At 72.9% G+C, this 18,917-nt stretch carries 16 protein-coding genes; 4 read left to right on the top strand and 12 right to left on the bottom strand.

Going from position 1 to position 18,917, the window contains the following annotated elements:
- Positions 1-26: 26 nt before the first annotated feature.
- Both J3486_RS32865 and J3486_RS32860 read right to left on the bottom strand, forming a co-directional pair.
- Positions 27-977 carry a bifunctional riboflavin kinase/FAD synthetase gene (locus J3486_RS32865; protein WP_207827012.1) on the bottom strand — a complete coding sequence of 317 codons (951 nt, stop codon included), beginning with the start codon at positions 975-977 and terminating at the stop codon, positions 27-29.
- A 240-nt stretch (positions 978-1,217) separates the two neighbouring features.
- Positions 1,218-2,105: a winged helix-turn-helix transcriptional regulator gene (locus J3486_RS32860; protein WP_207827010.1), complete on the bottom strand. Its 888-nt coding sequence runs from the start codon at positions 2,103-2,105 to the stop codon at positions 1,218-1,220.
- Positions 2,106-2,231: 126 nt separating this feature from the next.
- Between J3486_RS32860 and J3486_RS32855 the strand changes: the two genes are divergently transcribed.
- On the top strand, positions 2,232-3,494 hold the full coding sequence (locus J3486_RS32855; protein ID WP_207827009.1) for an MFS transporter: 1,263 nt from the start codon (positions 2,232-2,234) through the stop codon (positions 3,492-3,494).
- 340 nt (positions 3,495-3,834) lie between these two features.
- Here the strand turns inward: J3486_RS32855 and J3486_RS32850 are convergent, their stop codons facing one another.
- From J3486_RS32850 to rimP, 8 genes are all read right to left on the bottom strand, one after another.
- Positions 3,835-7,266 carry a serine protease gene (locus tag J3486_RS32850; protein ID WP_207827007.1) on the bottom strand — a complete coding sequence of 1,144 codons (3,432 nt, stop codon included), beginning with the start codon at positions 7,264-7,266 and terminating at the stop codon, positions 3,835-3,837.
- A 269-nt stretch (positions 7,267-7,535) separates the two neighbouring features.
- A complete protein-coding gene (gene truB, locus J3486_RS32845; RefSeq protein WP_207827004.1) occupies positions 7,536-8,441 on the bottom strand; it encodes a tRNA pseudouridine(55) synthase TruB in 906 nt (301 codons plus the stop codon).
- A gap of 2 nt (positions 8,442-8,443) precedes the next feature.
- The gene (gene rbfA, locus J3486_RS32840; RefSeq protein ID WP_207827002.1) at positions 8,444-8,899 is read right to left on the bottom strand and encodes a 30S ribosome-binding factor RbfA; all 456 of its coding nucleotides are present in this window, start codon (positions 8,897-8,899) and stop codon (positions 8,444-8,446) included.
- A gap of 42 nt (positions 8,900-8,941) precedes the next feature.
- Complete coding sequence (locus J3486_RS32835; protein ID WP_207827000.1) at positions 8,942-9,235, bottom strand: DUF503 domain-containing protein; 294 nt, start codon at positions 9,233-9,235, stop codon at positions 8,942-8,944.
- A 158-nt stretch (positions 9,236-9,393) separates the two neighbouring features.
- Positions 9,394-12,468: a translation initiation factor IF-2 gene (gene infB, locus J3486_RS45045; protein WP_207826998.1), complete on the bottom strand. Its 3,075-nt coding sequence runs from the start codon at positions 12,466-12,468 to the stop codon at positions 9,394-9,396.
- A gap of 146 nt (positions 12,469-12,614) precedes the next feature.
- Positions 12,615-12,893, bottom strand: coding sequence for a YlxR family protein (locus tag J3486_RS32825; protein WP_207826996.1), 279 nt, complete (start codon positions 12,891-12,893; stop codon positions 12,615-12,617).
- A gap of 102 nt (positions 12,894-12,995) precedes the next feature.
- Positions 12,996-14,006 (bottom strand): transcription termination factor NusA, encoded by a 1,011-nt coding sequence (gene nusA / locus J3486_RS32820; RefSeq protein WP_207826995.1) that lies wholly within the window; start codon positions 14,004-14,006, stop codon positions 12,996-12,998.
- A gap of 2 nt (positions 14,007-14,008) precedes the next feature.
- The gene (rimP, locus tag J3486_RS32815; protein ID WP_207826993.1) at positions 14,009-14,536 is read right to left on the bottom strand and encodes a ribosome maturation factor RimP; all 528 of its coding nucleotides are present in this window, start codon (positions 14,534-14,536) and stop codon (positions 14,009-14,011) included.
- Positions 14,537-14,709: 173 nt separating this feature from the next.
- On the opposite strand from rimP, the gene J3486_RS32810 reads away from it, so the two are divergent.
- From J3486_RS32810 to J3486_RS32800, 3 genes are read left to right on the top strand one after another with little or no spacing between them, the layout of a single operon-like run.
- On the top strand, positions 14,710-15,186 hold the full coding sequence (locus J3486_RS32810; RefSeq protein WP_207826991.1) for a hypothetical protein: 477 nt from the start codon (positions 14,710-14,712) through the stop codon (positions 15,184-15,186).
- An 8-nt stretch (positions 15,187-15,194) separates the two neighbouring features.
- On the top strand, positions 15,195-15,677 hold the full coding sequence (locus tag J3486_RS32805; protein WP_207826988.1) for a ferritin-like domain-containing protein: 483 nt from the start codon (positions 15,195-15,197) through the stop codon (positions 15,675-15,677).
- 27 nt (positions 15,678-15,704) lie between these two features.
- Positions 15,705-16,607 carry an aminoglycoside phosphotransferase family protein gene (locus J3486_RS32800; protein ID WP_207826985.1) on the top strand — a complete coding sequence of 301 codons (903 nt, stop codon included), beginning with the start codon at positions 15,705-15,707 and terminating at the stop codon, positions 16,605-16,607.
- A 12-nt stretch (positions 16,608-16,619) separates the two neighbouring features.
- Here the strand turns inward: J3486_RS32800 and J3486_RS32795 are convergent, their stop codons facing one another.
- Both J3486_RS32795 and J3486_RS32790 read right to left on the bottom strand, forming a co-directional pair.
- Complete coding sequence (locus J3486_RS32795; protein WP_207826983.1) at positions 16,620-17,111, bottom strand: GNAT family N-acetyltransferase; 492 nt, start codon at positions 17,109-17,111, stop codon at positions 16,620-16,622.
- Positions 17,112-17,198: 87 nt separating this feature from the next.
- Positions 17,199-18,899: a proline--tRNA ligase gene (locus tag J3486_RS32790; protein WP_207826981.1), complete on the bottom strand. Its 1,701-nt coding sequence runs from the start codon at positions 18,897-18,899 to the stop codon at positions 17,199-17,201.
- Between the last annotated feature and the right edge of the window lie 18 nt (positions 18,900-18,917).

Here is an 18,917-nt window from a genome sequence, read left to right as displayed (position 1 = left end):
GACCTGCGTCACAGGTGCCGACCCGCTCAGGACCGGTACGCCTCGACGATGCCGCGTGCCCGCTTCACGTCGTCGGCGATCGCCTCGACGAGCTGCTCCAGCGAGTCGAACTTCGACATCCCGCGCACGAAGGCCAGGAAGTCGACGGCGACGTGCAGCCCGTACAGATCGAGGCCGACGCGGTCGATCGCGTACGCCTCGACGGTCCGCTCGGTGCCGTCGAACTGCGGGTTCGTGCCGACCGAGATCGCGGCGGGCATCGCCTCGCCGTTCACGTGCAGCCATCCCGCGTAGACGCCGTCGGCCGGGATCGCGGTGTGCGGGAGCGTCTCCACGTTGGCGGTGGGGAAGCCCAGCTCACGGCCGCGCTGCGCGCCGCGCACGACGACGCCCTCGACCCGGTGCGGCCGGCCGAGGATCTCGGCGGCGCCCTCGACGTCGCCCTCGGCGACCAGGTTGCGGGTGAGGGTGGAGGAGAAGGGGGCGCCGCCGCCCGCGTTCCCGCTCACCTTCAGGTCGATGACCTCGACCTCGAAGTCGTAGGTCGCGCCCTGCTCGGCGAGGAACTCCACATCGCCCGCGGCCTTGTGCCCGAAGCGGAAGTTGGGGCCCTCGACGACCAGGCGCGCGTGCAGCTTGTCGACGAGCACCTTGGCCACGAACTCGGCCGGCGACAGCTTCGAGAACTCGGTGGTGAACGGCAGGATCAGTACGGCGTCGACGCCCAGCTCGGCCATCAGCTCGGCGCGCCGGTGGTGCGGCGCGAGCAGCGGCGGGTGCGAACCGGGCCGCACGACCTCGCTCGGGTGCGGGTCGAAGGTGACCACGACCGCGGGGACGCCCAGCTCGCGGGCGCGCTCCACGGCGCGGCCGATGATCAGCTGGTGCCCGCGGTGCACCCCGTCGTAGGAGCCGATGGTGACGACGCTGCGCCCCCAGTCCTGGGGGATGTCCTCCAAGCCACGCCAGCGCTGCACGGTGATTGCTCCTCGCAAACCTGTGTACGACCGTTACTGCTCTTACTACGGCACTCAGAGCCTGTCTTTGAACCTCCGTCCGCGCCCCGACGCCCGGCACGCACGCTCGCCGCACCGACCGTCGCTGCGCCCGCGCTCCGCGCGGACGACGGGGGTTCAAAGACAGGCTCTTACCGATTACGCAGGTCTAAGAGTGCCATGCCGGGGCCCGGCGCCTCGCCCCGGCCCACCCACCGCAGGTCATCCGGCGAGGCCGCGCGCCACGGCCAGCGCCTCCCGCACCGCTTCCGGAATGTCCGTCACGGGGAACCGCACGTGCCGCACCACCCGGTCCCGGCCGACGACGAGCACCGCGCGCTTGAGCCGCAGTGCCTGCCCGGCGCGGAACACGGGCAGTCGCAGGGCGGCGGCCAGGCGCAGGTCGACGTCCGAGAGCAGGGTGAAGGGGATGCCCTCCTCGACGGCGAACACCCTTTGCTCGTCCGGGCGTTGGGTGCTGACGCCGCGCACCTCGGCGCCGGCCGCGCGGAAGTCCTCGTAGGCGTCCCGGAACAGCCGGTTCTCCAGGGTGCAGCCGACGGTGCCGGGGATGTCGCCCCACCCTTCGGGCAACGGGCTCGGGCGGCCCGTCGCCGGGTAGCAGAACAGGACGGTGGCGGCGGCCTGCGCGGCGGGTGCGACCGGGTCCACGGGGGCGCCGTCCACGTGCCCGGGCAGCTCCAGAGCCGGCAGCCGCTCCCCCAGCAGGGCCGCCGCGCGCCGCGCCTGCTCGCTCTCCTCGTCGGCGGTGCCGCTGAGCGAGCCGTCGCCGAAGACCCAGCGGTCGGCCCAGTCCTGCATCGACAGCAGGACGGGCAGCAGTCCGCGGCCGCTCGGCGTGAGCCGGTACTCGTGGCGGACCGGGGCGCTCTGGTAGGGCACCTTCTCCAGGACCTCGGCGGCCACGAGGTGGGCGAGGCGCTCGGTGAGCACCTTGCGGGAGATGCCCAGCTCCTCCTGGAGCTCGTCGAAGCGGTGGTGGCCGCGCGCGGTCTCCCGGACCAGGAGCAGGCTCCACCAGTCACCGACCACGGCGGCGGCCTGCGCGATCGCACAGGCCGCGTCGCGCTCCGGCACGGACCTGACCATGACTCCCCGCCCTCTCGCCGCGGTGTGCGTTGTCGTCGTCCATCTTGCGCCATCAGGTCAGTTCCCGATAGGAACTTACCTGGAACGAGTGAGTTCCCAAAAGAGACCCAGTGGGGGAGATCATCGGTGACCGTCCAGCAAGCAGCCTCCGGCCTCGAAGAACGACGCCAGGACGAGGACCCGTCGCCGCCGGGCGTCTTCTGGCGGTACTGGACCGCCGCCACGGTCAGCAACGCGGGCACCGCCGTCACCGCGCTCGCGCTGCCGCTGGTCGCGCTGACCGTCCTGGACGCCACGGCCTTCCAGACCGCCCTGCTCGCCGCCGCGGGCCAGCTCTGCTGGCTGCTGCTGAGCCTGCCGGCGGGTGTCGTCGCGCAACGCGTCCCGCTGCGCAGGCTCCAGGTCGTGCTCGACCTCGTACGGTTTCTCGCGCTCGGCTCGCTGCCGGTGGCCTGGTGGTTCGACGCGCTGACCTACGGGCATCTGCTGTTCGCGGCGCTGGTCACGGGCGCGGCGACGGTGCTGTTCGACATCGGCAACTCGACGTTCCTGCCCGCCGTCGTCCCGGCCCGGCAGCTCGCCGCCCGCAACAGCGTGATGTCCGGCACGCACGCCGTCACCGACACCGGCGGCCCGTCGCTCGGCGGTGTCCTGATCGGCGCGACCGGCCCGGTCGGCGCGCTCGTCGTGGACACCGCGAGCTACCTCGTCTCCGCCGTGCTGCTGCGCACCCTGCCCGAGAGCCGTCCGGCGCCGCGCACCGGTGAGAGCGCGCTGCGGCTGATCCGCGAGGGCTGGCGGTACGTGACCCGGCACCCGGTCATCGGCCCCTGCATGATCTGGGCGACCGCCGCCAACTTCCTGAACGCGGCCCTGGTCGCCCTCACCCCGCTCTACCTGGTCCGCGAGGCCGGTCTGAACTCCGTACAGCTCGGTCTCGTCCTCGCCATGGACGGCGTCGGAGCGCTGGCCGGGTCGTTCGTCGCGGTCCGGGTGACCCGGCGCCTGGGCACCGCGCGCGGCATCATCGTGGCCGATCTCGCGGGCGGCGCGCTGCTGCTGCTCGCGCCGCTGACCACGTCGGCGGGCGACGCGTTCTGGTTCGCCCTCGGCAACGCCGGCTTCGCGTTCGGCAGCGTCATCGGCTCCATCACCACCCGCACCTACCGCCAGACCCAGTCGCCGCCGGAGCTGCTCTCGCGCGTGATGGCGACGGTCCGCTTCGTCTCCTGGGGCGCCCTGCCGCTCGGGGCGCTGACCGCCGGTCTGCTCGCCACGTACGCGGGGACGCACGCGGCCCTGTGGACGGTGTGCGCGGCGGCTCTGCTCCCCGGGCTCTACCTGCTCGCGACCCCGGTGGGCCGCGCCAGGGACCTGCGGATCCTCTAGGGCCTGCCCAGGGGTCCCCCGGCCGGAAACCGGGGGAGGATCTCGTCGCGGGCCACCCGGCTGCGAACCGACCCACGGGACAGGCCCCGGGGCGGCACAGGCCCTGGGGCGTGCGTCGAAAGCCCCTCCCCCGGCTACCGCGGGTAGGTGCCCCCGGCCCCGCAACGCCCGGCATGCTCGCTCCCCTTTCGCCGCGCCGGGCGTAAGGCCGAGTACACCCCGTACGAGGCCTTGCGCCCTGCACGCCGAGAGCCTCCGGCCGGGGGACCCCCCGGAGAGCACGCCCCGGACGCCGCGGGGCCCGCCCTCCGGGCGGACGACGGGACGTTCGCCACAGGCCCTAGGCCGGGACCCGCACCCCCGCCAGGTTCTCGATCATCCGGCGCGCGCTGGGCCCGACCAGCGCCGCCCACTCCTGCGGCGCGGCCCCCAGCCACCGGGCGAGCAGCCCCGCGAACCCGGGGACCTCCCGCGCCAGCTCCACGAGCCGCCGGTCGAAGCGGGCCGCGCCCTCCGGTGTCCGCACGAGCAGCGTGCCCGTCCGGTGCACCAGCGCCCGCGACCGCGACTGCCCCTGCCGCGCGGCGCCCCGGGCCGCGGCGCCGAGCACGGCGTCGAGCACCTCGGGGTCGCGCTCCTGCGCCAGCAGTATGTCGAGCAGCTTGGTCCGCAGCGCCCGCGATACGGCGGTGCCGGGGGCGGCGAGCACGGGCGCGACGGCGGCCCGCACGACGACGGGTTTCGAGGGCAGCAGCAACGTCACCACCAGCGGGAAGAGCACCGACCTGGCCACCGGCCCGTGTTCGAGACGCCGCTCGACGAAGGCCGCGACCTGCGCGGCCGCCGCCTCGGGCCGCTCGTCCGCCACCTCCTGTACGAGCGTGGCGGCGCGCCGGGCGAGCGCGGGCTCCGTCACGTCGGCGAGCGTCCGCAGCACGTCGGCGAGGCCGGGCCCGGGCGCGCGCAACCGCCCCTGGAAGGCCTCCAGGACGGACTCGGGGTGGGTGGCGAGCGCGGTCGCGAGCGCGGCGGCGGGCAGCTGCCCGTCCCCCGCCGCGAACCGGGCGAGGGCCCGCTCCAGATACGCGGCCCGCGAGCACGGATCCCGTACGAGGAGGGCGAGCGCGGCGCCGTGCAGGCTGCAGTCGGCGGGGCGGGCCAGCAGGGCGAGCGCGGCGTACCGCAGCAGTTCCCGGTCGGCCTCGCTCGTGACCCGTGGCGCGGCCCGCAGCCCGTAGGCGACCGCCGCCACGTGCCGGGCGGGGCGCTCGTCGTGCGCCCACCGGTCGACGGCCCGGCACACCGCGGACGGCTCCTCCTCGGCGAGCGCGGCGAGCAGTTCGTCGGCGCGCGGGTGGGCACAGTCCACCAGCGCCTCCACGAGGTCGTCGACGGCCCGGTGCCGGTGGGTGTGCAGCAGGGCCTGCGCGGCCGTCGCCACGGTGGCGTCGGGCAGCGCGGGCAGCACCCGCTCGTCGTCGAACCACCGCGTCAACTGCCGCTGCACCCGCGCCGGTTCCCGGTCGAGCAGCTCCGCGACGACGTCCAGGTGCCGCTCCCCCTCCCCCGGCTCGGGATCGTGCACGACGAGCCGCCGCAACAACGCGAACCGCACATCGTCCGAGACCGGCAGCTCCATCCAGAACCAGGGCCCGAACACCCCCCGGTCGGCGAGCTCCTCCAGCACGGACAGAAACCTCTCGGCATCCGCCACACGCACCAGCACCTCACTGACGAGATGCGCGGCCCACCAGGAAGCTTCGACGCCGGCAGAGCCTTGGGCGGCCTGCCGCCCGGGGCCGCCGGGCGGGCGAGGCGGCACCTCGACGCCGGGCAGGCGCTCGCCGCGCGCCGACCGCGGCCCCGGCACCCACTGCGCCAACTCCCCTACCTTCGAGACGAGTTCGCCCAGCCCCCGCTCCCGCCCCACCAACAACAAGGCCCGCACCACGGGCCCCGCCCGATGCCGAGGCACCGGGACGGACGCCGCACCGCCCCCACTCCGCCGCCGGAACACCAGCGCCTCCAACGCCCCCTCCAGATCCAGATGCATCCCCTGGATCCAGTCGGCCACCTCCTCGTGCGCGAACCGGTACCCGCTCCCCGCCGGCACCAGCACCCCCTCCGCCAGCACCGCGGAGGCCCACCCGGCGACCCCGCCCAGCACCCCCCACGGAAACAGCTCCTCGAACGTCTCCCGGTCCAACTCCCCCTGTCCGGGCCCCAAGCACCGCCGCGCCGCCTCGTGCACCCGTCCCGACACCCGCGCCGCGAGCCGCCGCACCCCGCTCCCCCGCACCCCGGCCGGCGCGGCGAGCCGCACCGCGACCCGCAGGCACATCAGATCCAGATACGCGGAGAAGATCTCGTCCCGGTCGGGGCACCCGTCGAGCCCGCCCCCCGGTACCGCCGCCCGCACCTCGGCGAGCAGCCGCAGGGCCAGCGGATGCCCGGCGTCCCGCTCGGCGAGGGCCCCCTCGGGCACCCCGAACCGCTCGCGCGCCACCCGCGCCGGTTCCCCCGCCAGATCGCCGACCCGCACGCACGCGGGCAACCGCCCGGCCGCGGCCCCGTGCAGCACGTCCGGGCCGAACAGCAGCCCCGCCTGCTCCCAGTACTCCCCGCGGCAGGCCACGACGAGCCGCACCCCGCACTCCGCGAGCCACCGCTCGGTCCCCCGCGACCACGCGGCCAGCCGATGGGCCAGGACCGGCGGCATCTCCTCGGGCCCGTCGAGCAGCAGCACGAGCGGCTGCCCGGCGTCGCAGGCCACCTTGGCCACCCGCTCCGGCGACAGGTCCCCCAGACCCCCGTGGGCGCCCTCCCTGGACGCCGCGACGATCCGCCCGGCCCGCTCGACGGCCCGCCCCACCGCGTCGGCGACCGACGCGTCGGGCCCGCGCAGATCGGCCCCGCGCAGCCACAGACAGGGTTCGGGGCGCCGCGCCGCGAACGCCGCCAGCTCCGTCGTACGCCCGCACCCCGGATCCCCGACCAGCGCGAGCACCCCGGCGTCCCCGGCCGCGAACTGCGCCAACTCCCTTACCACATCCGGCCGTTCGACGGCCCGTACCCCGTTCCCCGCCCCCGGCCCGTCGCTGCCCACGGACACGGCGGCGACCTGAAGCACCGCGGCCAGGTTCAGATCGGACCCGTACGCCGGCACCGTCGCCGCGTTCCGGGCGAGCAGTTCGGCGAGCGGCCCCCGCGGATCCCCGGCGGCCGCCGCCCGCAGCGGCACCGCGAACCCGGCGGCTCGGCGCCCGGCCTCCAGCGCCGTGCCGAGCACCGCGACCACCGCCCCCGTACGCGCGTCGAGCACCGGCCCGCCGGCCGCCCCGCCGCCGAGCCGCAGGGCGTCGGCGCCTGCGGTCCCCACGGCCAACTCCATGACGCCGCCCACCAGATGGAAGCGGTCGGTCGCGGTGTACGTCACGTCGCAGTGACCGAGAACCCGCGCCTCGCGCCAGCCGCCCGCCGGGATCCGTACATAGGCCCCGACCTCCAGCGCCCCGCCGGCCGCCACCGCGAGCGGCGCCGCCCCGAGCCCCTCGGCCCGGACGAGCGCGAGATCCACCTCCGGCAGCGGCACCACCGACTCGGGCCCCACCACGCACGTCGTCGCGCCGTCGGGGGCGTGCAGCACCACCCGCCCGAGCCCGTCCACCGCCTCATGGCTGGTGACGACGGTGCCCCGGTCGTCCGCGGCGAACCCCGCGCCGCGCGGCCGCCCGGCCAGATCACAGATCCGTACCAGCGGCGGATCCACCATGTCCCGCAACCTCCCGCCACACACCGGTGCCTTCGACGGTAGGCGGGCGGTGATCAGCCGACCAGGACACGGCCCGAACGCGCCCCCTTCCGCTCCCCCGGTTCACTCCGAGCGCCTGCTCGATGGGGTGAAGTGAACGGGCGAGGCGGATACACCTTGGAGAGGGGGAACGTGGAGCGGCGGCCACCAGGACCACCTGGCGACCGCCGCTCCACCGCATCACTCGGGCCGCTCGGCCCGCCCGGCCCGTTCAGGACCGTCGGCTCGGCTCAGGCGAAGACCGCGAGCGACTTCGCCTTCCCCTTCGACTCCTCGACGAGCGCGAGGAACTGCCCGTCGGGGCCGAACACGGCGACGGAGCCCTTGCCCGCGTACGCGTCGGGCATCTCGATCCGTACGCCGTTCAGGAGCAGCTTCCCGCGGCGCACGTCGACGTCCCAGCGCGGGAACGCCGCAGCGGCGGCCTCGGCCACCGGCATCACGGTGAGCGTCTCCTGCAGCTGGTCGAGCGTCCTGGCCGAGTCCAGCTTGTACGGGCCCACGCGCGTGCGGCGCAGCGCGGTCAGATGCCCGCCGACCCCGAGGTCGGCGCCCAGGTCACGGGCGAGGGCCCTGATGTACGTACCGGACGAGCAGACCACGGACACGACCAGGTCGAGCACGGGCGTGCCGTCCTCGGCGACCGCGTCGCGGATGTCGTACACGGTGAACGAGGAGATCTTCACCGGCCGCGCCGGGATGTCGAATTCCTCGCCGTCCCGGGCCCGCTTGTACGAGCGCACGCCGTTGATCTTGATGGCGCTGACCTTGGACGGCACCTGCATGATGTCGCCGGTCAGCTTGGCGATGCCCGCGTCGACGGCGTCGCGCTTGACACCGGAGGCGTCGGCGGACGAGGTGATCTCGCCCTCGGCGTCGTCGGTGAGGGTGTTCTGCCCGAGCCTGATGGTGCCCAGGTACTCCTTCTCGGTCAGCGCGAGGTGACCGAGGAGCTTGGTGGCGCGCTCGACGCCGAGCACGAGGACGCCCGTCGCCATCGGGTCGAGGGTGCCCGCGTGGCCGACGCGGCGGGTCTTGGCGATCCCGCGCATCTTGGCCACGACGTCGTGCGAGGTGAAGCCCGACGGCTTGTCGACGATGACCAGGCCGTCGGGCGGTGGGGTGCGGTCGGACATGCTCAGGCGTCGCCGTCCGTCTCGTCGGCGTCGTCCGTCTCCGGCTTCTTGTACGGGTCGGCGTCACCGGCGAACGCGGCGCCCGCGGACGCCTCGCGCACCTGCGCGTCGGAGGACCGCGCCTTGTCGAGGAGGTCCTCGATCGTCTTGGCGTTGTCCGGCAGGGCGTCCGCGACGAAGGTCAGGGTCGGCGTGAACTTCACGCCGGCCGCGGCGCCGACCGCGGAGCGCAGAATGCCCTTGGCGCTCTCCAGGCCCGCGGCCACCTCGGCCCGCTCCTCGTCGTCCCCGTACACCGTGTAGAAGACGGTGGCCTCCCGCAGGTCACCCGTGACGCGGGTGTCCGTGATGGTGACGTGGGTGCCGAGCCGCGGGTCCTTGATCCCGCGCTGCAGCTTCTGGGCCACCACCTCTCGGATGAGGTCCGCCAGCCTCTTGGCGCGCGCGTTGTCGGCCACTGGTCCGTCTCCTTAAGTGCTTACTTCTTGTTGCTTCAGGCTTCAGTCTTCGTCGCTGTGGAGCCTGCGTCGAACCGAGAGCAGTTCCACCTCTGGCCGCCCGGCGACGAGCCGTTCGCAGCGGTCCAGTACGTCGGTGAGGTGTTCCGTGTCCCCGGAGACCACCGCGAGACCGATCTCGGCCCTGCGGTGGAGGTCCTGGTTGCCCGTCTCCGCCGCACTCACCGCGTACTTGCGCTGGAGCTCGGCCACGATGGGGCGGACGACGGAGCGTTTTTCCTTCAGCGAATGCACATCGCCGAGGAGCAGATCGAAGGACAGAGTCCCCACATACATATGTGTTCCGGATGTCCCGCCGGTCCGGGTTCGTATAACGGCGCAACTCTTGTACGCCAATACGGGAACCGTACACGCAACGGCCGGGGCCGATCGACGGGAATTTCCCCCGGAGGGAAATACGCCCGTCAACCGGCCCCAGTCGCGTGCTGTGTCGGTCAGACGCGCGGCTTCTCGCGCATCTCGTACGTCGCGATGACGTCGTCGACCTTGATGTCGTTGAAGTTGCCGAGGTTGATACCGCCCTCGAACCCTTCGCGGATCTCGGTGACGTCGTCCTTGAAGCGACGCAGCCCCTGGATGTTGAGGTCCTCCGCGATGACCTTGCCGTCGCGGACGAGGCGCGCCTTCGTGTTGCGCTTGACCTCGCCGGAGCGGATGAGAACACCCGCGATGTTGCCCAGCTTGGACGACTTGAAGACCTCGCGGATCTCCGCCGTACCGAGCTCGACCTCTTCGTACTCCGGCTTGAGCATGCCCTTGAGGGCCGCCTCGATCTCCTCGATGGCCTGGTAGATCACCGAGTAGTACCGGACGTCGACGCCCTCGCGCTCCGCGGCCTGTGCGGCACGGCCGGCCGCACGGACGTTGAAGCCGATGACGATGGCGTCCGAGCCCATGGCCAGGTCGATGTCCGACTCCGTGACCGCACCGACGCCGCGGTGCAGGACGCGGATGTCGACCTCTTCGCCGACGTCCAGCTGGAGCAGGGAGGACTCGAGAGCCTCGACGGAACCAGAAGCGTCACCCTTGATGATGAGGTTGAGCTGCTGGACCTCGCCGGCCTTGAGCACCTTGTCCAGGTCCTCGAGCGAGACGCGGCGCGTTCGCTTGGCGAACGCGGCGTTGCGCTCACGAGCGGCGCGCTTCTCGGCGATCTGACGGGCCGTACGGTCCTCGTCGACCACCAGGAAGTTGTCGCCGGCGCCCGGGACGTTGGTGAGACCGAGCACGAGGACCGGGGTCGAGGGACCCGCCTCCTGCACATTCTCGCCCTTGTCGTCGAGGAGGGCACGGACGCGACCGTAGGCGTCGCCCGCGACCATCGTGTCGCCGACGCGGAGGGTACCGCGCTGGACGAGGACGGTCGCGACGGCACCGCGGCCCTTGTCGAGGTGCGACTCGATGGCGACACCCTGAGCGTCCTGCTCCGGGTTGGCGCGCAGGTCGAGCGAGGCGTCCGCGGTCAGGACCACGGCCTCGAGCAGCGAGTCGATGTGCAGACCCTGCTTGGCGGAGATGTCGACGAACATCGTGTCGCCGCCGTACTCCTCGGCCACCAGGCCGTACTCGGTCAGCTGACCGCGCACCTTGACCGGGTCGGCACCCTCGACGTCGATCTTGTTGACCGCGACGACGATCGGGACCTCGGCCGCCTTGGCGTGGTTGAGCGCCTCGACCGTCTGCGGCATGACGCCGTCGTTGGCCGCGACCACGAGGATCGCGATGTCGGTCGACTTCGCACCACGGGCACGCATGGCGGTGAACGCCTCGTGACCCGGGGTGTCGATGAAGGTGATGGCGCGGTTCTCGCCGTTGACCTCGGTCGAGACCTGGTAGGCACCGATGTGCTGGGTGATGCCACCGGCCTCGCCCGCGACGACGTTCGTCTTGCGAATGGCGTCGAGGAGTCGGGTCTTACCGTGGTCGACGTGACCCATGACGGTGACGACCGGCGGACGGGAGACGAGCATCTCCTCGTCGCCCTCGTCCTCGCCCCACTCGAGGTCGAAGGACTCGAGCAGCTCGCGGTCCTCCTCCTCGGGGGAGACGATCTGGACCTCGTAGTTCATCTCCGTGCCGAGCATCGTGAGGATGTCGTCGGAGACGGACTGCGTGGCCGTGACCATCTCGCCGAGGTTCATCATGACCGCGACGAGCGACGCCGGGTTGGCGTTGATCTTCTCCGCGAAGTCGGTGAGGGACGCACCGCGCGACAGGCGAACGGTCTCGCCGCCGCCGCGAGGCAGCATCACGCCGCCCACGGACGGGGCCTGCATGGCCTCGTACTCCTGGCGCCTCTGCCGCTTCGACTTGCGACCGCGACGCGCCGGACCGCCGGGACGGCCGAAGGCGCCCTGCGTGCCACCGCGACCACCCGGACCACCGGGACGGCCACCGAAACCGGGACGACCGCCGAAGCCGCCGCCACCACCGGGACGACCGGCACCGGCACCGCCGCCGCCACCCGGACCACCGGGACGACCGGCGAAGCCGCCGCCGCCACCCGGACCACCGGGACGACCCGCGAAGCCGGGACGACCGCCGCCGCCACCGCCGGGACGACCGCCGCCACCCGGACCACGGCCACCGGGGCCGCCGCCGGGACGCGGGCCCGCAGCGGGACGCTGCGGCATCATGCCCGGGTTCGGACGGTTACCGCCGCCGGGACGCGGACCGGCCGCGCCGGCGCCGCCCTGCGGACGAGGCATGCCACCCGGAGTGGGCCGCCCGGGCTGACCGCCCTGGCCCTGGGGACGGGGACCACCCTGGCCTGCACCCTGCGGGCGCGGGCCGCCCGGGGCACCCTGGCCGCCGGGACGCGGGGCGCCGCCCGGACGGGGCGCCTGCGGGCGCGCCATGCCGGTGGAGCCACCAGAGGTGAAGGGGTTGTTGCCCGGACGCGGACCCGCGGGACGCGCGCCACCGGGACGGGGAGCACCCTGGCCGCCGGCCGGTCGGGGCGCGCCCTGACGGTCGCCGCGCTGGCCCTGGCCGCGGTCGCCACGGTCCTGACCGGGGGCCGGACGGCCACCGGGCTTCGGGGCACCCGGACGCGCACCGGCCGGCTTCGGGGCCGCGGGGGCCTGCGAAGCGGCGGGAGCCGTGAACTCGGGCGTGGTCGGAGCCGGGGACGCGGGCTTGGGCGCCGGCTTCGGACCAGGGGTCGGCCGCGAGCCGGGCGCCACGGGGGCGGCCGGGGCGGCGGGCTTCTCCGCGGCGGCGGGCTTCGGCGCAGCCGGGCCCGGACGCGGGGCGGCAGGCCGAGCGGCCTGCGCGGGGGAAGGGGTGGGACGCGGCGCCGCCGGCTTGGCGGGCGCGGCCTTCTTGGCGGCGGGCTTGCCGCCGCCGTTGCCCTGATTCAGGGCATCAGTCAACTTGCGTACAACCGGCGCCTCGATCGTCGAGGACGCCGAACGTACGAATTCACCGAGTTCTTGGAGCTTGGCCATGACGACCTTGCTCTCCACACCGAACTCCTTGGCGAGTTCGTATACCCGGACCTTAGCCACTTCGCTCCTTTTAGGTCCGGGTTACGCCGGACCGTCGCTACTTCATGGGCGTACTCATCGCGTGCTCATCGAGTGCTCATCGCAATCTCGACCTACTTCCAACTCGCGGGGTACCAGGGCCGCACGGGGGTTCCGCGCGGCGCTTCTTACGGTGTTGCCTGCTCGACTCGGTGGCGAAGCGCCTCCGTGTCGAACGGTCCAGGGGCTTTGAACGCCCGCTGGAACGCCCGGCGGCGGACCGCCAGGTCGAGACAGACCACGGCGGGGTGCACGTAGGCACCCCGGCCCGGCAGCGTACCGCGATCATCGGGGGCGCAGGCGCCCTCGATCACCACGATCCGCAGCAGATCGCTCTTGGCCGCTCGCTCCCGGCAACCCACGCAGGTTCGCTCAGGGCAGGCGCGGGCTTGCGTCCGGCCAGACACGCTTAAGTCTACCTCCCCGTACCGACCTCACCCCTTTGGGGCAAAAATCGAACGGCCGTCTACGTCACATACTGTCGTGATCCAAGCGCTCAGCGCCCGGAATTATTCCCCGGAACCCGACCCGGCGTCGGAAGCCGCCTGCTCGGTGTCCGGACGGATGTCGATCCGCCAGCCGGTCAGCCGCGCGGCGAGGCGGGCGTTCTGCCCCTCCTTGCCGATGGCCAGCGAGAGCTGGTAGTCGGGCACGGTGACCCGGGCGGACCGGGCCCCCATGTCGACGATCTCGACCTTCGAGACACGGGCCGGGGACAGCGCGTTGGCCACCATCTCCGCCGGGTCGTCGGACCAGTCGACGATGTCGATCTTCTCGCCGTTGAGCTCGCTCATCACATTGCGCACGCGCCCGCCCATGGGGCCGATGCACGCGCCCTTGGCGTTGAGCCCGCTGCGGGTGGACCGGACGGCGATCTTCGTACGGTGACCGGCCTCACGCGCGATGGCCGCGATCTCGACCGAGCCGTCGGCGATCTCCGGGACCTCCAGCGCGAAGAGCTTCTTCACGAGGTTGGGGTGGGTGCGCGAGAGCGTCACGGACGGGCCGCGCACGCCCTTGGCCACCCGGACCACGTACGAGCGAAGGCGCAGACCGTGCGGGTACTCCTCGCCCGGGACCTGCTCCTGCACCGGCAGGATGGCCTCCAGCTTGCCGATGTCCACCAGCACGTTCTTCGGGTCGCGGCCCTGCTGGACCTGGCCCATGACGATGTCGCCCTCGCGGCCCGCGTACTCGCCGAGCGTCGCGTCGTCCTCGGCGTCGCGCAGCCGCTGCAGGATGACCTGCTTCGCGGTGGTCGCGGCGATACGGCCGAAGTCGGAGGGGGTGTCGTCGAACTCCTTGGGCTCCTGGCCCTCTTCGAGGTCCCGCGGGTCCTCCGTCGCCCACACCGTCACATGGCCGCTCTCGCGGTCCAGCTTCACGCGCGCCTGGCGGAAGCTCCCCTCGGTGCGGTGGTAGGCGATGAGGAGGGCCGACTCGATCGCCTCGACCAGCAGATCGAAGGAGATCTCCTTCTCCCGGACCAGACCCCGCAGGGCACTCATGTCGATGTCCACGGCTACGCCTCCTCTTCGTTGTCGTTGTTGTCGCTGTCGTTGCTGTCGTTCTTGTTCTTGCGGTTGAACTCGACCTGGACACGCGCCTTGGCGATGTCCGTGAAGTCCAGCCTGCGGGAGGTGGCCTTGCGGCCCTTCACTCCCGGAACCTCCAGGTCGAGACCCTCGTCGTCGACCTTGAGAATGCGCGCGACCAGCTCCGTGTCGTCGTTCAGCTGGAACTTGACCAGGCGGTCCGTCGCGCGGACGTAGTGGCGGTGCTCGGTGAGCGGACGCTCGGCTCCCGGCGTACCGACTTCGAGCTCGTACTCCCCGTCGCCCATGGCGTCCGTCTCGTCGAGCTTCGCCGAGAGCGCGCGGCTCACATCGGCGATCGCGTCAAGGTCAGCGCCCTCGTCCGAGTCGACGACGACACGCAGCACACGCTTGCGTCCTACCGAGGCCACCTCGATCTCCTCGAGGTCGAGCCCCTGTGAGCTCACGAGCGGTTCCAGTAGTTCCCGCAGCCTCTCGTTCTGGGTGGTGCTCATCCGGGTGACTCCTCGGCCGCGTGTGCTGTTGTGGTTACTGACATTCCTTGCGCGTCAGGTCAAAGGGTATCCGGTCCAGGGGGGTGTTGCCGTCCACCGGAAAGGGGGCGACTGTACGGTGATCTTCGGTCACCCGCCGTTCCCCGCCGAACCTCTGCCCTAGGACGTCCGCCGTGCCGCTCACCACTCGTAGGAGTCTGCTCGTCTCGCTGGCCGGCGCCGCGCTGTTGACGGGCTGTTCGAACGGTGGCGACGACGGCGGGGGTGCCGAGGGCGCGCCCGCCGTCTCGCGGGAGAAGCGGCTGAAGGCGAAGGCGGCGCGGGAGAGCGCGGACCTGCTCGGCCAGTACGACCAGGCGCTCGGCGCGCTGCCGTCGCTGGCCGCCCGGCTCACGCCGCTGCGCGACGAGGTGGAGCGGCACGTGAAGGCGTTCGGCGGCGCCCCGCGCCCCTCCGCCTCGACCGCTCCCTCGACCCCGCCGGTGGCCGAGAAGGACGTGCTGAAGGCGCTGGCGGCGGCCGAGCGGGAGCTGTCGGACCGCCGGATGACGGCACTGGCCGCCCCCGACGCTCCCGCGGAACTGGCGCGGCTGCTCGCGTCGGTGGCGGCGGCCGGGGCCGGGCACGCGTTTTTGCTGAGTGAGGGGTGAGGGTCTCCGTGACCACGACGACGGATCAGAGCCTGCTGGCCGCCGTGCAGGCGGCGCTGCGCGCCGAGCACGCGGCCGTGTACGGGTACGGGGTGGTCGGCGGCCGCATCCGTGAAGGGCGCCGCGACGAGGCGAAGGCGGCGTACGACGCGCACCGCGCCCGCCGTGACGCGCTGCGCCGCACGGTGCGCGACCTGGGCGGCGACCCGGAGGAGTCGGCGGGTGCGTACGCGCTCCCCTTCCCGGTGCCGGACTCGGCGGCAGCGGCGCGGCTCGCGGCCGACATCGAGGACAAGGTCGCCGGGGTCTACTCGGATCTCGTCCGGGCGTCGGAGGGTGCGCGGCGCCGGGAAGCGGCGGACGCGCTGCGGGAGGCGGCGGTCCGTGCGGTGCGCTGGCGCGGCAGCAGCGTAGCCTTCCCTGGGCTCACCGAACGGGCCGCGGCGCCCTCGGCGTCCGCCTCCGGTTCCACGGTGACGCCCCGCACATAGCAATCTTTGGAAGGGAATTACTCGCGCATGGCTTTCGAACCGCCTTCGCGCCTGGTGAACGCGCTCGGCGAGGTGCGCGACGACGGGGCGTCCGAGTGGCTCGCCGGGGTGGGCACGCTGCTCGACGAGGCCGCGGCCCGGCGCGAGGTGTCGGTCGAGCGGGTGCACGTGCCCGGCGGGCGCAGCAGTCTCGTCGCGCACGTACGCAGGGCCGACGGTTCGCCCGCGATCCTGAAGCTGGCGCCGGAGCGGTTCCGCCCCGAGGCGGAGCGGGCGGCGCTGACCCACTGGGACGGCTTCGGCGCGGTGCGCCTGCTCGACGAGGGGATCAACGACGGCGCCCTGCTCCTGGAGCGCCTGCACCCCGAGATCTCCGTCCGTACGCTGCCGGAGGCGAAGGCTCTCCTGGAGGCGGCGGGCACGCTGCGCCGACTGTGGGTGGGCCCGCCGGAGGGCCGCAACTGCGAGACGGTCCCCGAGCGGACGGGCCGTCAGGCGACGGCGATGCGCGCGACGGTGGACGCCTTCCCCGAGGTGGCCCCGCTGGTCGACGCGGCGCTTGAGGCACGTGAGTCGCTGGTGGCCGCGCCGCCCGAACTCCGTTTGCTGCACGGCACGTTCCGGCAGTCGAAGGTGCTGTCGGGCGAGCGGATGCCGTGGCTGGTCGTCGGCCCCGACCCGGTGGTGGGCGAGTGCGCCTTCGACCTGGCGCGGCTGGTGCGCGACCGGGTGGAGGACCTGATCGGCTCGCCGTCCGGGCCCGCGATCACCCGGCGCCGGGTGAAGAAGCTCGCCGAGTCGCTCGACGTGGACCAGGAGCGGCTGCGCGGCTGGACGCTGTTCCGGGCGGTGGAGTCCGGGGTGCGGGCGCTGCGCGTGGGGCGCGAGCGCGACGGCGAGAACCTGCTCGAATTCGCGGGCTGGCTCTGAGCGTTCGGGCCCTCAGGGGCCCGTCAGCTCGCGTACGTACGTGATGCCCGGGCCGCCCTTCTTCAGAAGGCGTTCACCGGTCTCGCGGAACCCGGTGCGGGTCAGGACGGTGCGCGAGGCGTGGTTGGTGCGGGCGGCCGCCGCGGTGAGCCGCTTCAGGCCGTACGCGTCGGCGGCCAGCGTGAACAGGCGGCGGACGGTGGCCGTGGCGAGGCCGCGCCCGGTGGCCTGCTGCGCGACGCGGAAGCCGAGTTCGGCACTGCCGTCGGCCGGATCGTAGAGGTTGAAGCGGCCGAGGACCTCGCCGTCCTCACCGACCAGGACGTGGAACAGGGCGGTACCCGCGACCTGTTCGGCGAGCAGGGCCGCGTGGCGTTCGGCGAAGTGGTCGAAGTACGCGTCGCCGCGGTCCGGCACGGTCTTGGCGAAGAACTCCCGGTTCTCCCGCTCGAAGGCAAGGACCGCCGGGGCGTGCTCGGGGCTCAGAAGCTGCAGTTCGGGCATGACGTCACCTTAGAAGGCGACCGGGCGCCTGGGCCCGGGGTTATCGGGCGGAGCCGGGGCCGCGGCCCCGGCTCCCCTCCCGGTGGGTCAGGCGGTGAGGCGGGCCACGGCCTCCTCGACCGTGAGCTCCTCGCGCTCGCCCGTGCGACGGTCCTTCAGCTCCAGGACACGGTCGCCGCTGCGGCGCCCCGCGACCAGGATCTTCGGGACGCCGATGAGCTCGGAGTCGGTGAACTTCACGCCGGGCGAGATGCCGGGGCGGTCGTCGACCAGGACGCGGACGCCGGCCTCGGCGAGCAGGTCCGAGACCTCCAGGGCCAGCTCGGTCTGGAGGGCCTTGCCCGCGGCCACCACGTGGACGTCGGCGGGGGCGATCTCCGCGGGCCAGACCAGACCCTTGTCGTCGGCGTGCTGCTCGGCGAGGGCGGCCACGGCGCGCGAGACGCCGATGCCGTAGGAGCCCATGGTGACGCGGACCGGCTTGCCGTTCTGGCCGAGGACGTCGAGCTGGAAGGCGTCGGCGTACTTGCGGCCCAGCTGGAAGATGTGGCCGATCTCGATGGCGCGGTCCAGCTTCAGGCCCGTACCGCAGGAGGGGCAGGGGTCCCCCTCCTGGACCACGACGACGTCGACGTACGCGTCGACCTCGAAGTCACGGCCCGCGACGACGTTCTTGGCGTGCACGCCGTCCTTGTTGGCGCCGGTGATCCAGGCGGTGCCGGGGGCGACGCGCGGGTCGGCGATGTACTGGACCTTCTCCAGGCCCTGCGGGCCGACGTAGCCGCGGACCAGGTCGTCGCGGCCCTCGAAGTCCTCGGCCGTGACCAGCTCGACGGCGGCCGGGGCGAAGTGCGCCTCGACCTTGTCCATGTCGACCTCGCGGTCACCGGGGACGCCGATGGCGACGATCTCGCCGTCGACCTTCACCAGGAGGTTCTTGAGGGTCTCCGAGGCCTGGACACCGAGGTGCGCGGCGAGCGTCTCGATGGTCGGGGTGTCGGGGGTGGGGATCTCCTCCAGCGCGGCGACGCCCTCGGCGTCGACCGGCTTGAGGGCGAAGGAGACGGCCTCGGTGTTCGCCGCGTAGTCGCAGTTGGGGCAGTCGGCGAAGGTGTCCTCACCGGCGGCGGCCGGGGCGAGGAACTCCTCCGACTTCGAGCCGCCCATGGCGCCGGCGGTGGCGGCGCAGATGCGGTAGTCGAGGCCGAGGCGCTCGAAGATCTTCTGGTACGCGGCGCGGTGCAGCGCGTAGGACCGGGCGAGGCCCTCGTCCTCCAGGTCGAAGGAGTACGAGTCCTTCATCAGGAACTCGCGGCCGCGCAGGATGCCGGCGCGGGGGCGGGCCTCGTCGCGGTACTTCGTCTGGATCTGGTACAGGATGACCGGCAGGTCCTTGTAGGACGTGCACTGGTCCTTGACCAGGAGGGTGAAGATCTCCTCGTGGGTGGGGCCGAGGAGGTAGTCGCCGCCCTTGCGGTCGTTGAGGCGGAACAGCTCGGCGCCGTACTCGGTCCAGCGGTTCGTCGCCTCGTAGGGCTCCTTGGGCAGCAGGGCGGGGAGGGTGACCTCCTGGCCGCCCATGGCGTCCATCTCCTCGCGCACGACGCGCTCGACGTTGGCCAGGACCTTCTTGCCGAGCGGCAGCCAGGACCAGACGCCCGCGGCGGTGCGGCGCACGTAACCGGCGCGCACGAGGAGCTTGTGGCTGAGCACCTCGGCGTCCGCCGGGTCGTCGCGCAAGGTCTTCACCATCAACCGGGACATGCGCTGGACCTGGGCCTTGGCCATGATTCTTGACTCCTGCTG

This window comes from Streptomyces sp. VRA16 Mangrove soil (assembly GCF_017377775.1).
Classification (GTDB): domain Bacteria; phylum Actinomycetota; class Actinomycetes; order Streptomycetales; family Streptomycetaceae; genus Streptomyces.
Note: the sequence above shows the minus strand (reverse complement) of the source record. Positions and strands in the feature narration are given on the sequence as shown.